The organism is Sphingobacterium composti (assembly GCF_009829075.1).
Taxonomy (GTDB): Bacteria; Bacteroidota; Bacteroidia; order Sphingobacteriales; family Sphingobacteriaceae; genus Sphingobacterium; species Sphingobacterium composti.
The window spans coordinates 127,992-144,970 of record NZ_WUQZ01000001.1; the positions used below are offsets into that span (position 1 = coordinate 127,992).

Here is a 16,979-nt window from a genome sequence, read left to right on the forward strand (position 1 = left end):
TCAAAAACCTATTTAATTTGAGTTTAAATGAATTATTATTCCTGTGTTTTTAAAATGTAATAAACTATATTTTTAAATTTTAATTTTTACTTTTTAATTCACACGGGCTCTTACTTCTCTCAATTTTAGGGTCATACTTGTCGCTTCTTTTTCCACCCAATTGTTGTAGTCTGCAATTGCTTGTAAACGGTCAGAATCGGATATATAGCCCTCATTAACCATTTGTTTAGAACTCGCTACGTTGGACCAAATTTTTAATTTTTCGAGATGAGTTGGAAACATTCGTTCATAATGTTCATCAGCGTTGAAGATCTCGATTTCGTCAAACCCATGTTCTTCAAAGATATCAATCAAGTCAAACCCGATGCGGTTATTCATGCCTGCATCTTTACGCCACATCAAAAACATGTTGTAAAAATTCTGCATGCTCGCTGGAATCCTTGGTGTCCAATTGATGGCTTCGTGATTGTAATCCAAAATCGAAATCTGACCATTTGGTTTCAACAAGGATTTTATTTTATCAATGGCTTTATCCAATGTCGAAATCCATTGAAACGTACGCGCAGATACAATAAGGTCAAATTTTTCTTCAGTCTCGAAATCTAAAAAATCCATATGGATAAATTCTAGATTCTCGACATCAGCAAAAAGCTTTTTGCCTTCAGCAATAAATGACTCGGTATTATCGACCCCTACGACATAACCTGTCGGACCAACCAACTGCGCTATATCTTTGGTAATCGAACCTGTACCACAGCCAATATCCAAAACTCTCAAACCAGGCTTCAGCGCTGATTTAAGTGTTCTGTAATCCTGTTCCAAAGTACGTTGGTTGAAGATAGAAGAAGCATTTTGACCTGTTCTATCAATAACCTTGTTTTCGGTAACAGTTACTGCCTGACAAATTTGACACATTTTGTTAAAGTAAAAAGTTAAAATTCAAAAGAATTAAATGTAATGTTCAACTGTTGGGAAAGGATCGTAAAAATGGTGCAGTAACTCTTTCCATTCTTGATATTCCTTGGACTCACGGAATCCAATTGTATGATCTTCTAAAGTTTCCCAGTTGACCAATAAAATATATTTATTTGGTGTTTCTAAACACTTTTTTAATTTATGTGATATGTAGCCTTTCATATTGCTAATGATTTTCTGTGCTTTTGAAAAAGATTTCTCGAATTCATCAGTAAGATCACTTTTAACATTCAGAATAGCTACTTCTAATATCATATGCTTTGAATCTATGCTATTAAATTAATTCTCTTACGTCTACAACTTTACCAGTGATAGCTGCCGCCGCTGCAGTTAAAGGGCTTACCAACATTGTACGTGCGTTAGGACCTTGACGACCTTCGAAATTGCGGTTTGATGTGGATACACAGTATTTACCTGCTGGGATTTTATCCTCGTTCATTCCCAAACAAGCCGAACATCCTGGTTCACGTAATTGGAAACCTGCTGCTTCGAATACTTTGTCGATACCTTCAGCTTTCGCTTGTGCTTCTACTTGTTTTGAGCCTGGTACAATCCAAACTTCTACACCTTCAGCTTTTTGTTTACCAGAAACAAATGCCGCTACTTGACGTAAATCTTCGATGCGTGAGTTGGTACATGAACCGATAAAAACATAATCTACAGGTTTACCCAATACTTGTTCACCATCAGTAAAACCCATATAGTCTAATGCCTTTTGGTAAGAAGGTTGTTCGCTTTCTGGTTGTGCTGCTGTAGTAGGAATTGATTGTTTTACACCGATACCCATTCCTGGATTCGTACCATAAGTAATCATAGGCTGAATATCTGCCGCATCAAAAGTTAATACCGCATCAAACTCCGCATCTTCATCCGTGTACAAAGTTTTCCAGTACGCTAATGCTTCATCCCATTTTTCACCTTTAGGTGCAAATTCTCTGCCTTTGATGTATTCGAAAGTCGTTTCGTCAGGAGCAATAAGTCCTCCACGAGCGCCCATTTCGATACTCATGTTACATACTGTCATACGACCTTCCATGCTCAATGAGCGGATTGCCGAACCAGCAAACTCTACGAAATAACCAGTACCACCTGCTGCGGTAGTATTAGAGATCACGTAAAGGATAATATCTTTTGCGCCGACCCCTTTTTGCAATTCACCATTCACTTCGATTTTCATCGTTTTTGGTTTTGACTGCAATAGACATTGTGTAGCGAAAACTTGTTCTACTTGAGAAGTACCGATACCAAAAGCAATAGCACCAAAAGCACCATGTGTCGATGTGTGGCTATCACCACAAACCATCGTTTTACCTGGTAATGTGATACCCAATTCTGGGCCGATAACGTGTACTATACCTTGATAAGGATGACCTAAACCATATAACTCGATGCCAAATTCTGACGTGTTTTTAGTCAACATATCCACTTGGTAGCGCGATAATTCTTCTTTAATAGGAAGGTGCTGGTCTAAAGTAGGAACGTTGTGATCGGCTGTCGCAACAGTTTGGTTAGGACGGAATACAGGAAGACCTCTTTTGCGCAATCCATCGAATGCTTGAGGAGAAGTCACTTCATGAATCAAATGCGTGTCGATATACAATATATCTGGAAAACCTTCTGCACGCTTGACGACGTGAGCATCCCAAATCTTTTCTACTAATGTTTTTCCCATTTCTCTATCTTATATATTAACAAAGTTACGAAAGTTACAGAGTTATGTGCGATCACATAGCCTCGTAACTTTCGTCACCTATTAATGTATGATTTATTAAACTGTTTTAATCGTCTTCATTGCAGTCATCGCTTTACGTAATTTACGTCCAACGACCTCTACTGGATGATTGCGTAAAATTTCATTTACCTGAACCAATTTCACGTTATCTACAGAACCATCTTTACCTTCATTGAAGTTTTTACCAACGATATCTGTATCAACTGTTTTCATGAAATCAGCTAATAACGGTTTACAAGCTTGGTCGAATAAGTAACATCCGTACTCAGCAGTATCCGAAATAACGCGGTTCATTTCGAATAATTTACGACGGGCAATTGTGTTTGCGATAAGTGGAGTCTCATGCAATGATTCGTAGTATGCAGATTCAGGTTTGATACCTGCTTCAACCATTGTTTCGAAAGCCAATTCAACACCAGCTCTAACAAAAGCAACCATCAATAAGTAGTTGTCAAAATACTCTTGTTCTGAGATTTTAACATCACCAGCAGGAGTTTTTTCGAAAGCAGTTTCACCTGTTTCCGCTCTCCATTTCAATAAGTTTGCATCACCATTTGCCCAGTCTTCCATCATAGTTCTAGAAAACTCGCCCGACATGATATCGTCTTGGTGTTTTTGGAACAATGGACGCATGATATCTTTCAATTCTTCTGACAATTCAAAAGCTTTGATTTTTGCTGGGTTGCTCAAACGGTCAAGCATACCTGATACACCACCGTGTTTTAAGGCTTCTGTGATTACTTCAACACCGTATTGTACTAATTTAGAAGCGTAACCAGCGTCGATACCTTTTTCAACCATTTTGTCGAAAGAAAGGATAGAACCAGTTTGCAACAAACCACAAAGGATAGTTTGCTCACCCATTAAGTCAGATTTAACCTCTGCTACAAAAGATGATTTCAATACACCTGCACGGTGACCACCTGTACCTACACAATATGCTTTTGCTTCAGCCCATCCTTTACCTTGAGGGTCATTTTCTGGGTGAACAGCGATCAATGTAGGAACACCAAAACCTCTTAAGTACTCAGCACGTACTTCAGAACCTGGACATTTAGGTGCAACCATGATTACAGTGATATCTTTACGAATTTGCATACCTTCTTCTACGATGTTGAAACCGTGCGAATAAGATAATGTAGCTCCTTGTTTCATCAATGGCATTACGGCATTGATTACTGCTGTATGTTGTTTATCTGGAGTCAAGTTGATAACTAAATCAGCTGTAGGGATTAACTCATCATAAGTACCTACTGTGAAGTTGTTATCAGTTGCATTTTTCCATGAATCTCTTTTTTGCTCAATAGCTTCTTTACGTAATGCGTAAGAAACGTCCAAACCGCTGTCCCTTAAATTTAAACCTTGGTTCAAACCTTGTGCACCAGCACCTACGATTACGATTTTTTTACCCTTTAAAGCATTTACGCCATCAGCGAATTCTGATGAATCCATAAATTCAGCTACACCTAATTGGTTTAATTGCTCTCTAAGAGGTAATGTGTTAAAATAATTTGCCATTGTCGTACTATTTTAATTTGTCTTTTCTTAAGTTTTATTTATTGTTGTTGATTATTCTTTTTTGTGCAGTCACATAACCCAAATGTGTATTGTCGTGACCAGCCGTGGTAATGATAACATCTTCAATACTTTCCAGAACTGCACCATATGTGCTTGTTTCAAAAGGAACAACATTGTTTAGTTTGCCTTCATTGTAGTCCTTTTCAAGTGTTTCAATCGTTGAAATAGCTAAGGCCTTTAAGTCATCTACCTCATCTTGTGTGACAAAGTAAGTCGGCTTTGTGCCTTTAGCGTATGCAGAAATATATTTCACACTCGAAGCATCAGCCAAAATACCTGTACGTACATAACATAATACTGGTGTAGTAACCACAATATGCCCAAAATTCCAAATGATATTATTGTTAAATCCTGCCGGAATTTCGTTTAACTCCTCTAATGAAAGACTTTCAATATCCTTAATGAAAGCTTTACGCGCATCTAAAATAAACTTGAATACTTCTTTCATATGATTACATCGTGAATACTTTGTCCTGTTGGTCTAAGAATTCGTTTTCGACGATTTCTGGTGCAGGCTCTTCTTTTTCGAATTGTTTTAATTTTTCGTGGAATCCAGCACTTGCTTTTATAATGGCAATACGTGCACCTCGAACGAATTCAATTAAGCCGTATTTAGTCAATTCTGCAGTCAATCGGTCAATTTCTTCGCGGTGACCAGCAGTCTCAAAAACGATGTAGTCAGGACGAATCACTACTACATTAGCACCGTATTCACGTAATAAACGCTCTACGTAAACTTTCTCGTTTACGACTTCTGTCGGTACTTTGTAAAGAGCTTGTTCTTGCCAAATTAATTCGTCGTTGGTATTGAAATATGCTTTCAATACTTCGACTTGTTTTTCGATTTGACGACAAAGTTTACGAACCACATCTTCTGATTCGGTAATCAAAATCGTGAAACGGTGAATTCCGTCAACCTCAGAAGGGGAGGTGTTCAAACTTTCTATGTTGATTTTACGTCTTGAAAAAATATTAGAAATACGACCTATCATACCGATAGCGTTTTCTGTATATAGTGTAATGGTAAATTCTTGCTTTTCCATTTTTATTTCAATCTAATTTCTGATACTGAAGTACCTTGTGCAACCATCGGGAATACATTGTTCTCTTTGCCGACCATTACTTCCAATAAATAAGCTCCATCATGATTCAACATCGTTTTCAATGCAGTTTCTAAATCCTTACGCTCCGAAATTTTGTTACCATCGATGTAATATGACTTAGCTAATGCCACAAAATCTGGACTCGTGATGTTCACGAATGAGTAGCGTCTATCGTGGAATAATTGTTGCCACTGACGTACCATTCCTAAGAATTCGTTATTTAAAATCAAGATTTTAACCTTAGCACCAAATTGCATGATAGTACCAAGCTCTTGTAAGGTCATTTGGAAGCCACCATCACCTATTATTGCGACTACATCACGTTCAGGTGCGCCGTACCAAGCGCCAATTGCAGCTGGTAAACCAAATCCCATCGTACCAAGACCTCCTGAAGTCACATTGGACTTTGATTTATTAAATTTCGCATAGCGACAAGCTACCATTTGATGCTGACCTACATCAGTAACAATAATCGCTTCACCACCAGATAATTCATTCAAAACGCGAACAACTTCACCCATCGTCATGATATCTGTCGTTGGGTTCAATTCATCATAAATAACTTCTTTGATTTCCTCTTTTTCTAAATCTCTAAATTGTTGTAACCAAGCGGAATGATCATTTCCCGAAAGCAAAGCTGTCAATAATGGTAAAGTTTCTTTACAATCTCCCCAGACAGGAACTGTAGTTTTTACGTTCTTATCTATCTCAGCGGGATCAATGTCTAAATGAATAACTTTTGCTTGTTTTGCATATTTATCCAAACGACCTGTTACACGGTCATCAAAACGCATACCTACCGCAATTAAAACATCACATTCGTTTGTCATTACGTTAGGTGCATAGTTACCATGCATGCCCAACATCCCTACGTGTTGTGGATGATCAGTTTCAAGAGCACTCAAGCCCATTACAGTTGTAGCAGCTGGGAAACCACCTTTTTCAATGAATTCTTTAAATTCTTGCTCTGCTTTACCCAATATTACACCTTGCCCAAAAATTACAAAAGGTTTTTTAGCGGTATTGATAATTTCAGCAGCAGCTTCAACGTATTCTTTACGAACAATCGGTTTTGGGCGATAACTGCGAATATGGTTGCAAACTTCATAACCTTCATATTGGAATAATTGAAGCATTGCATTTTTTGTAATATCAATTAACACTGGACCTGGTCGACCTGTACGTGCGATATAAAATGCCTTAGCTAATACCGAAGGAATTTCTGTCGCGTCAGTAACTTGATAGTTCCACTTTGTAACTGGACTTGTAATATTGATTACGTCAGTCTCTTGGAATGCATCTGTACCAAGCAATGAAGCAAACACTTGACCTGTGATACAGACAATAGGATTGCTATCTATCATAGCATCTGCTAGACCCGTTACCAAGTTAGTTGCACCAGGTCCTGATGTTGCAAATGCCACACCTACATTTCCTGAAGTACGTGCGAATCCTTGCGCAGCGTGTATACCGCCTTGCTCGTGGCGGACTAGAATATGCTTTATTTTGTCATTATAATCGTATAATGCATCATAAATAGGCATAATCGCACCTCCTGGGTAACCGAATACCGTGTCTACTCCTTCATGAATCAAAGCTTCCAAAACCGCTTTCGAACCTGAAATTTCAGTGTTTGCCGGAATGGTTTGTGGTTTCTTTGTTTCTGTTTTCTCCAGTGTACTCATTTTGTTGTTAGTATTAAGATATTAGTATTGAGTATTTAGACTGATTGGTCTAATAATCCTAATTATTTTTTTATATAAAACTAGTAAAGAATATTTGGCGGTCTTATATCTAACTACTAAATACTCTTTACTAAATACTGCTTATAAATCCGTCACACAACCTTGTGAAGCATCAGCTACTGTTTTCGCATATTTGTACAATACACCTTTCGTCACTTTCAGAGCTGGTTGAGTCCATTTTGCACGACGTTCAGCAATTATGCTGTCCTCTACTTTCAATGTGATTGTGTTGTTGACTGCGTCGATTTCGATGATATCGTCGTCTTCAACTAAGCCAATTAATCCACCTTTGTAAGCTTCTGGCGTGATGTGTCCCACTACGAATCCGTGTGTACCACCCGAGAAACGGCCATCAGTAATTAGGGCTACTGATTTACCTAAACCTGCGCCGATGATTAGTGACGTAGGTTTCAACATCTCAGGCATACCAGGAGCACCGATAGGACCTTCATTTTTAATTACTACAACATCACCTTTTTGAATGCGCCCAGAAGCAATACCTGCCACTAAATCATGCTCACCATCGAATACACGCGCAGGACCAACAAATTTCTCACCTTCCTTACCTGAAATCTTTGCTACAGAACCTTTTTCTGCTAAGTTTCCATAAAGAATTTGCAAGTGACCTGTTGCTTTTATAGGCTCAGTCAATGGTTTGATGATAGGTTGGTTGTAATCAATAATAGATTTTACATCAGCCAAGTTTTCTGCCACAGTTTTACCAGTCACGGTGATACAATCGCCATGTAATAAACCGTTGTCTAATAAATAACGCAATACCGCTGGAGTACCACCATATTGTTGCAAATCTTGCATCAAGTATTTTCCTGATGGTTTGAAATCTGCCAATACTGGCGTTTCATCCGACATACGTTGAAAATCATCTTGTGTAATTTCTACACCAATAGCTTTACCTATTGCAATAAAGTGCAATACGGCATTAGTACTTCCTCCTAAAATGATGATTGAACGAATAGCATTTTCGAATGCTTTGCGTGTCATTATATCCGAAGGCTTAATATCTTTTTCTAATAATATACGAATGTATTTACCTGCATCTAAACATTCAGCTTGTTTCTCAGCCGAAATAGCAGGATTGGATGAAGAATACGGTAAACTCATTCCCAAAGCTTCAATAGCTGAAGCCATAGTGTTAGCCGTATACATACCACCACAAGCACCCGCACCTGGACACGTATGTTTGATGACACCTTGGAAGTCTTCTTCCGACATGTTACCACAAATCTTTTGTCCTAATGCTTCGAATGCTGAAACGATATTTAATTCTTCACCTTTATAATGACCAGGAGCAATAGTTCCACCATACACCATAATTGCAGGACGGTCTAATCGAGCCATTGCCATAATAGCACCTGGCATGTTTTTGTCACAACCTGGAATAGCGATTAATCCGTCATAATATTGACCTCCGCAAATAGTTTCAATGCTGTCCGCGATGACATCACGAGAAACTAATGAATAACGCATACCATCCGTACCGTTACTCATCCCGTCGCTGACACCAATTGTGCCAAACGTAAGCCCCACTAAATCATTGTTCCATACACCTTTTTTTACGACTTGAGCTAAGTCATTTAAGTGCATGTTACATGTATTCCCATCATAACCCATGCTGGCAATTCCAACTTGTGCTTTGTCCATATCCGCATCGGTCAAACCAATACCATAAAGCATAGCTTTGGCAGCTGGTTGTGTCTCGTCTTGTGTGAATATGCGGCTGTACTTATTTAATCCCTTTTCGTTATCAGATGATGACTTCATAATTCTCTTGCTCTAATACTAAGTTTTTATATTTTCGTTGGATAGTAGCACCAATGCTATGTTCCCATTCTTCTTTATAAATAATGTGGTCCACTTGTTTCACTCCAATGATTTCAGCCGCAGTGCCGCTTAAAAAGGCACTGTCAGCTGTGTATATATCTTGGATTGTTAGTTTCTTTTCTATGATATCAAACCCCAACTCTTTACAAATCCCAATTACCGTTTGTCTAGTGATTCCTGGGAATACATTGTCTAAAGGTGGTGTATATATCTTATAGTCTTTTTCAATAAATAAATTTTCACTCGAAGCCTGCGCTACAAAACCATCTTGGTCTAAAAGTAATGCTTCATCATATCCATTACGTATAGCTTCGGTAGAGGCTAAAATGGAATTGATATACTGACCTGAAATCTTTGCATCAATATGAAAAGATTTTGGATTGGGACGCTCGTAACTTGATATGTTGACACGTAATAAGTTTTGGCCCAAATAGGGACCCCATTCCCAAGCAGCCAACATGATATTTGAGTCTTCGGAAGAAGTCAAATGCATATTAGAACCAGAGAATACCAATGGTCTTATATAAGCAGAACGAAGGTTGTTAATTTCCAACAACTTGTAACTCTTTTCAATCAACGTTCTATTATCCCACTTATATGGTAAACCTATTGCTTCACAGGATTTGCGGAATCTTTCAAAATGCGCTTCTGCCTTGAAGATACGCGTACCATTATGGGTACTATAAGCCCTCAAACCTTCAAAAGCACCATATCCATAATGCAACGACTGACCAAATAGATCTATACCCGCAGTATTTGCGTGTACAAATTGACCATTAAGAAATATCTTCGTGTTTTGATTATAGTATTGCATAATGTTAATTATAAAGTGTCCTTACCCTCCCCAGATAATTGCACACTTATTGGAATTAGATGCTTCGTCAAGTTAAGACGAAATAAAATTCTTTACAATAGGCAAGCTTATTATTTTAAAAAAGTTTTTTATTTCGAATTTCGGCTTAATTGTTAAATATGTTCTATTTATTTAGGTTTGTACAAAATATAATTTTTCAATAGATGAACCCAAATTAAAATTGGTTCATTTTATTGTTTTATCGAGATTTTAGAAATTAGCTAAAATTCTTCTTGAAATGATGATTTTCATTATAAAAGTATAAAAAAATAGCCCTTAAAACTTGAAGTCTTAAGGGCTATTTTATCATTATCTTTTATCGTTATCCTTGCAAAATTCCTTCTGCCAAAACGATGATATTGTTGTCCTTTACTTCAACTACACCACCTTTAATAATAATGACTTCTTCGCCATTATTATTTTTAATAATGACTTTGCCATCTTCTAACGTAGAGACAATAGCAGCGTGGTCTTTCAAAATTTGAAAGGAACCAGCAGAACCAGGTACTGTAACTGCTGTTACTTCACCTTCGTAAGCTATTTTGTCTGGAGTTATTACTTGTAATTTCATTCTTTTGTTAGATATAAGATGCGAGATATGAGATTTGAGAACGAATTCTTCAAATAGATATGAGATAAAAAATCTATTATCTCATATCTAATTTCTAATATCTAATTAAACTGCTTCTGCTAATAATTTCTTACCTTTTTCGATAGCTTCTTCGATAGAACCTACTAAGTTGAAAGCTGCTTCTGGGTATTCATCTACTTCACCATCGATAATCATGTTGAAACCTTTGATTGTATCTTTGATGTCTACTAATACACCTTTCAAACCTGTAAATTGCTCCGCTACGTGGAATGGTTGAGATAAGAAACGTTGTACACGACGTGCGCGGTGTACTGTTAATTTATCTTCTTCAGATAACTCGTCCATACCTAAGATAGCGATGATATCTTGAAGCTCTTTGTAACGTTGTAAGATTTCTTTCACGCGTTGCGCTGTATCGTAATGTTCGTTTCCTAATACTGCAGGAGATAAAATACGTGAAGTAGAATCTAATGGATCTACCGCAGGATAGATACCTAACTCAGCAATTTTACGTGACAATACTGTAGTTGCATCCAAGTGAGCGAAAGTCGTCGCTGGAGCAGGGTCAGTTAAGTCATCGGCAGGTACGTATACCGCTTGTACTGAGGTGATTGAACCGTTTTTAGTTGAAGTAATACGCTCTTGCATCAAACCCATCTCTGTAGCTAATGTAGGTTGGTAACCTACCGCAGATGGCATACGACCTAATAAAGCTGATACCTCAGAACCCGCTTGTGTAAAACGGAAGATATTATCGATGAAGAATAATACGTCTTTACCTTGACCGTCACCTTCACCATCACGGAAGTATTCCGCTACTGTCAAACCTGATAACGCAACACGTGCACGTGCACCTGGAGGCTCATTCATCTGACCGAACACGAAAGTACATTTTGATTCTTTCATCAACTCTTGGTCAACAGTATCCAAAGGCCATTCGCCTTTTTCCATACCTTCCATGAAGTGCTCACCGTATTTGATAATGCCTGATTCCAACATCTCACGTAATAAGTCATTACCTTCACGTGTACGTTCACCTACACCAGCAAATACTGAAAGACCACCGTGACCTTTAGCGATATTGTTGATAAGTTCTTGAATTAATACTGTTTTACCTACACCAGCACCACCGAACAAACCGATTTTACCACCTTTAGCATAAGGCTCTAATAAGTCAATAACTTTGATACCTGTGAAAAGGATTTCAGTTTCAGTTGACAAATCTTCGAATTTCGGAGGAGTATTGTGGATAGGACGTCCATTAGTTTTGTCCAATTCGCGAATACCATCAATAGGGTCTCCAACTACGTTGAATACACGACCTTTGATTTCTTCACCAACAGGCATTTTGATAGGAGCACCAGTGTCAACTACTTTCATACCACGTACTAAACCTTCTGTAGCATCCATCGCAATCGTACGAACACGTTCCTCACCTAAGTGTTGTTGAACTTCTAAAACGACACGTTGTCCATTTTCTTTTTCAATGTACAATGCATCGTAAATCTTAGGAAGATTTTCATTGTCGGCAAAGTTGACGTCAACCACTGGGCCGATAATCTGCGCTATTTTACCAATATTGGGCATATTATAGGGACTAAAATTTATTAATCTATTTATCCACAGTCTGTTTAATCAGACTGTATTTTGGAATGCAAAAATAATGTATATCTTATTAAAAGCAAAGCGATTGTTAAGAATAATTTTAAATTTATGAATACATGCATAAATCCTAAAAGTTCGTGTCCAGATTTAATAAGGATATAAAGCTTGATTATATCAAACAAGTTACTAATTTGCGAATGAATATTTATTGTAATCGACTAATTTAGAAGTCGTAATTTAGTTTATAACTAACCAAATACTATGAGAAGCACCTTTTTGGGTTTATTACTTATTAGTCCTGTGCTGGCATTTGCACAGTTAAAATACCCGTCCTATAATGAGATACAGTCATCAATTCATACATTCCAAACAAAAGATCTAGCATCACAAGCTGTAATAGGAAAAAGTCTTGGTAATGAAAATATTTCTGTTATCAAGCTGCAGTTGGATGAAAAACCGCGTCCAACCCTTTTAATTGTTGCAGGTATAGATGGAAAACACCCAGCGGGAACAATAGGTGCATTGCAGTTAACAAAAAATCTTACGTCATTGCCAAAAGATTCTCTTCAAGTATTATTAAAGGATAAGTCTATTTGGATTGTACCATTAGTAAATCCAGATGCTTATAAAAGAAACTCTTTGACCAATCAATGGCTTTCGGGTAATAGTAGGAAAGTCGATAATGATCGTGATGGACGTTTGGATGAAGATCCTGCTAAAGATTTGAATGGCGACGGTGTGATTGCGCAAATGCGTGTGGAATCGCCAATCGGGAATTTTGTAGTTCATAATGAATATTCAAATGTTCTCGCAGCTGTAGATAAATCCAAAGCGGAGAAAGGAAAATATAATTTATTTTCGGAAGGTGCAGATCAAGACTTTGATGGTCGATATGGTGAAGATGGAGAAGGAGGTGTCAATATTGATCGCAATTTCACGTTCAATTATCAGGCGTTTTTACCTGAGAGTGGAGATTACGCAGCATCCGAGCCAGAAACACGGGCTTTAGTGGATTTTATATTTGCGAATCCGCAAATTGCAAGCGTGCTACATATAGGTTTAGCTAATAATTTGTCTGAGCCTGAAAAGTTCGATGCTAGACAAGCGAATGAACGTATTGTGAAATCTTGGAGTGCTAATGATGTAGAGGTTTCAAAATACATTTCATCTATATATAAGGAAGAAATTAAATCATTGGGCAATGCAACAAAATTTGGTAATCATCCTGGAAATTTTTCTAATACGGCTTATTACCATTTAGGGAAGTTTAGTTTTTCGACACCAGTTTGGTGGCCAGTTGTAACAGACTCGACTAGTAATGTGCCAAAAGCATCGAATGATGTGGATGAAACTTTTTATGGGTGGGTTAAACAAAATAATATACAAGGCGCAATACTTCCGTGGAGCAAAATAAATCATCCTGATTTCCCGAATCAAGAAGTTGAAGTCGGAGGAGTTGTTGATATTTATCGAAATAATCCTCCTATAGAGTTTTTAGTATCAGCGGTGAAGGCGCATACCAGTTTCGTTGTGAGGCTTTTGGAGAATATGGCTAAGTTAACATTCGCTGCTCCAAAGGTAACTTCTTTAGGAAATGATGTTTTCAGAGTTGAATTGTCTGTGATGAATGTAGGTAATATGCCTACCTATCCAGAAATAGGAGATCGTATTCGTTTTGTGTCTAGGTTTAAGACTGTTTGTGATTTACAAAATGGTCAACAATTCTTAAGTGGCAAAAGATTACAACTTTACCCGTCTCTTCCTGCTGGAGATTCTCAAACTTTTTCATGGTTAATAAAAGGAAAGGGTACGGTAAAAATACAAGCCGGATGCCCAACTTCTGGAGAAGAATTAATTGAAGTAAAACTATAACGTATAGTCCAATGAAATTTAAATATATTATTCTATCTTTTTGTTTGAGCATTGTTGGTTATCATGCTTCAGCACAAAATAAATCAGCAGAAATAGATGTTCCAGGATTACGCGCTGTAGGATCTCCTGCGAATCCAAAAGTTCCAATGAATTGGAATCGCTATCATGACAATAAGCAAATCGAACAATTCTGTAAAGATTTGCAAAAGGCTTATCCTGATTTGGTGAAATACGAATCTATTGGTAAATCGTATGAAGGTCGTGATATATTTGTATTAACCATTTCTGCATTAAAAGAAGGTATAACGGATCGTAAGCCAGGACTTTGGATTGATGGTAATATTCACGCCAATGAATTGCAGGGTTCAGAAATAGCGATGTATACGGCCTGGTATCTTGCCGAAAATTATCATCAAGTTCCATTTATCAAAGAATTACTTCGTGATAAAGTATTTTATATAGCACCAACTATTAACCCTGATTCTAGAGACTATTTTATATATGAACCGAATACAATGCATTCATCTCGTACTGGTCGACGTCCTTTTGATAATGATGGAGACGGTTTGATTGCCGAAGATTTGTACGATGATTTGGATGGAGACGGACACATTGTAATGATGCGTCGTAAGTCTAAAACTGGACGTTATAAAATAGATCCTGACAATCCTAACCGAATGATAGTAGCAAAAGCGGATGAAATGGGCGAATATGAAATGTTGGGTTTTGAAGGTATAGATAATGATGGTGATGGATTGGTAAATGAAGATATTACAGGTACTTATGATCCGAATAGAGATTGGGGATGGAATTGGCAACCTAACTATGTGCAAGGGGGAGCTTTATATTATCCAGGCACATTGCCAGAAACGATGGCTGTGAAGAATTTCTTTTTCAAACACACTAATATTGCGGGAGCGCAATCGTATCACAATTACGGCGGAATGATCTTGAGAGGTCCAGGTGCTGCCGAAGATGAACGTTTTTATTCGCGCAAGGATGTCCAAGTATATGATGCTTTGGGGAAAACAGGTGAAAAAATGTTGCCAGGTTATAATTATATTGTCATTCACAAAGATTTATATACGGTATTTGGTGGGGAAATAGACTTTTTTGCATTAGGAAGAGGGATATATACATTTTCAAATGAGTTGATGACCACATTTAAATTGTTTAATAACAAGGATGAGGTTTCTAATCGTCAAAATTCAGAATATTATGAGTTTGACAAATTACTGTTGTTTGGGGATGCGTATGTTCCCTGGAAAGAATTCGATCACCCACAATTTGGGAAAATTGAGATTGGTGGCGCCAAAAAAAATTATACCCGCAATCATCCAGGATTTTTATTACTAGAAGATGCCCATCGTAATGCGGCATTTACGATTTATCACGCTTTTCATACACCCAAATTGGAATTTAATGATATAGAAGTAAAATCTTTGGGTAATAACCTTTACGAGGTAAAAGCTTCTGTATGGAATAGTCGTATTATCCCGACCCATTCTGATCATGATGTACGTAACAAAATCAATAGACCAAATTATATCAGCATAAGTGGCGTTGAAGTAATTGCAGGCTTGCGCATTATCAATAATGATTTTAATGTAACAGAAGATCAAAAATTCAAACCTGAACGCATAGAAGTTCCTGCTATTGATGGAATGTCCGAAGTAAAGGTCAAATGGATTGTCAAAGGAAATCCTAATAAAGCGAAGATTACGGTTGATAGCGAAAAAGGTGGGGTCATTGAAAAGCAAATAGGAAGTTAACATCTATAAAACAAATTATATAAATTATGAGATCAATTTTTAAAGTACTAACAGTAGCAGGTTTATTTGTTATTTTTTCCTGTCAAGGAGCAAAAAATAACAATCAAAAAGATCAATCTAATGAAGCAATAGATACAAGTGTATTCTATGCGAACCATGATAATAAAGATGTACTTCTTTATGTGATTAAAAATGACAAGTTGGAAGTGAGCCTAACAAATTTTGGAGCTAGACTTGTTTCTGTGGTAGTGAATGATAAGTCCAATAAGCCTGTTGATGTAATTCTTGGTTATGACAAAGCAGAAGAATATATAGCGAATACCAATAATTTTTATGGAGCTGTTGTTGGAAGATATGGAAATAGAATTGCGAATGGTACTTTTAAATTGGGGGATAATACCTATCAATTGGAAATTAATAACGAAAAAAACACATTACATGGTGGTAAAAATGGTGTTTTCAATAAAGTATGGGATGTGAAATCAATTTCTGATGATGCCATTACTTTAGAATACCTTTCACCTGATGGCGAAGCTGGATTTCCGGGTAATGTAAAAATGAGTGTCACGTACAAGCTGAATAATGATGGTGGGCTAGAAATTCACTACGAAGGCGAAACGGACAAAGAAACGGTATTGAATCTGACAAACCATGCTTATTTCAACCTAAATGGTGCTGGCGATTCAACAATTTTGGATCATGAACTTTGGATCGATGCAGATAAATTAACAGAAGTTAATAAAGGGTTGATTCCAACGGGGATTAATTCAGATGTGAAAGGTACGCCATTTGATTTTACTGTTGCAAAATCAATAGGCAAAGATATCGACCAAAAAAATCAACAGCTAACTTTTGGTAAAGGTTATGACCACAATTTTGTTTTAAATAAAAAAGAAGGCTTTACTGATGTCGCTACATTGTATGCACCTAAAACTGGAATCGAAATGAAAGTCATTACTACAGAGCCAGGTTTACAATTCTATAGTGGAAACTTCATGTCCTCTGATGAACCTAGAGGAAAAGGCGGTAAATCATATCCATATCGTTCTGCATTGTGTTTGGAAACACAGCATTTCCCAGACTCTCCTAATCAGCCGAGTTTTCCATCGACAGTTCTATCTCCTGGACAGAAATATTCCACAAAAACTGAATACAGATTTTCGGTTAGGTAGTTAGTATAACTAACATCATATAAAAGAGACTTGCAATTTGTAAGTCTCTTTTTTTTCATTCTGCATGACAGTACATAACAGTTAGGTGCATATTATGAGGTAACTTAGATTCTACATAAACCATATAAACTCTACAAC

Annotated in this window: 14 protein-coding genes; 3 read left to right on the forward strand and 11 right to left on the reverse strand. The window is 37.2% G+C overall.

The annotated features are described in order from the left end of the window. Positions 1–93 precede the first annotated feature (93 nt). The 11 genes from GOQ17_RS00610 to atpD all read right to left on the reverse strand — a co-directional run bounded on the left by GOQ17_RS00610 (position 94) and on the right by atpD (position 12,007). Positions 94–915 (reverse strand): class I SAM-dependent methyltransferase, encoded by an 822-nt coding sequence (locus GOQ17_RS00610; protein ID WP_159633254.1) that lies wholly within the window; start codon positions 913–915, stop codon positions 94–96. Between the two features lie 33 nt (positions 916–948). After that, a complete protein-coding gene (locus tag GOQ17_RS00615; RefSeq protein WP_159633257.1) occupies positions 949–1,230 on the reverse strand; it encodes an antibiotic biosynthesis monooxygenase family protein in 282 nt (93 codons plus the stop codon). 19 nt (positions 1,231–1,249) lie between these two features. Continuing rightward, a complete protein-coding gene (leuC, locus tag GOQ17_RS00620; protein ID WP_159633260.1) occupies positions 1,250–2,647 on the reverse strand; it encodes a 3-isopropylmalate dehydratase large subunit in 1,398 nt (465 codons plus the stop codon). Between the two features lie 96 nt (positions 2,648–2,743). After that, positions 2,744–4,225, reverse strand: a complete 1,482-nt coding sequence (gene ilvC, locus GOQ17_RS00625; RefSeq protein ID WP_159633263.1) for a ketol-acid reductoisomerase — start codon at positions 4,223–4,225, stop codon at positions 2,744–2,746. A gap of 34 nt (positions 4,226–4,259) precedes the next feature. Continuing rightward, positions 4,260–4,733, reverse strand: coding sequence for a DinB family protein (locus GOQ17_RS00630; protein ID WP_159633266.1), 474 nt, complete (start codon positions 4,731–4,733; stop codon positions 4,260–4,262). Positions 4,734–4,737: 4 nt separating this feature from the next. Then, a complete protein-coding gene (gene ilvN, locus GOQ17_RS00635; protein WP_159633269.1) occupies positions 4,738–5,328 on the reverse strand; it encodes an acetolactate synthase small subunit in 591 nt (196 codons plus the stop codon). Between the two features lie 2 nt (positions 5,329–5,330). Then, positions 5,331–7,073, reverse strand: a complete 1,743-nt coding sequence (gene ilvB, locus GOQ17_RS00640) for a biosynthetic-type acetolactate synthase large subunit (protein ID WP_159633272.1) — start codon at positions 7,071–7,073, stop codon at positions 5,331–5,333. Positions 7,074–7,214: 141 nt separating this feature from the next. Next, entirely contained in the window at positions 7,215–8,915 is a 1,701-nt protein-coding gene (ilvD, locus tag GOQ17_RS00645) for a dihydroxy-acid dehydratase (protein WP_159633275.1), read from the reverse strand. Continuing rightward, complete coding sequence (locus tag GOQ17_RS00650) at positions 8,899–9,789, reverse strand: branched-chain amino acid transaminase (RefSeq protein ID WP_159633278.1); 891 nt, start codon at positions 9,787–9,789, stop codon at positions 8,899–8,901. Before GOQ17_RS00650 ends, ilvD begins: the two co-directional genes overlap by 17 nt. Positions 9,790–10,150: 361 nt before the next feature. After that, on the reverse strand, positions 10,151–10,399 hold the full coding sequence (gene atpC / locus GOQ17_RS00655) for an ATP synthase F1 subunit epsilon (protein WP_159633281.1): 249 nt from the start codon (positions 10,397–10,399) through the stop codon (positions 10,151–10,153). Positions 10,400–10,504: 105 nt separating this feature from the next. Next, a complete protein-coding gene (atpD, locus tag GOQ17_RS00660) occupies positions 10,505–12,007 on the reverse strand; it encodes a F0F1 ATP synthase subunit beta (protein ID WP_159633284.1) in 1,503 nt (500 codons plus the stop codon). A 279-nt stretch (positions 12,008–12,286) separates the two neighbouring features. Here atpD and GOQ17_RS00665 point away from each other — a divergent pair, with 279 nt between their 5' ends. From GOQ17_RS00665 to GOQ17_RS00675, 3 genes are read left to right on the forward strand one after another with little or no spacing between them, the layout of a single operon-like run. Next, positions 12,287–13,897, forward strand: a complete 1,611-nt coding sequence (locus GOQ17_RS00665) for a M14 family metallopeptidase (protein WP_159633287.1) — start codon at positions 12,287–12,289, stop codon at positions 13,895–13,897. A gap of 11 nt (positions 13,898–13,908) precedes the next feature. Then, complete coding sequence (locus GOQ17_RS00670; protein ID WP_159633290.1) at positions 13,909–15,669, forward strand: M14 family metallopeptidase; 1,761 nt, start codon at positions 13,909–13,911, stop codon at positions 15,667–15,669. Positions 15,670–15,695: 26 nt separating this feature from the next. Beyond that, positions 15,696–16,841 carry an aldose epimerase family protein gene (locus GOQ17_RS00675; protein WP_159633293.1) on the forward strand — a complete coding sequence of 382 codons (1,146 nt, stop codon included), beginning with the start codon at positions 15,696–15,698 and terminating at the stop codon, positions 16,839–16,841. The last annotated feature ends 138 nt before the right edge of the window (positions 16,842–16,979 follow it).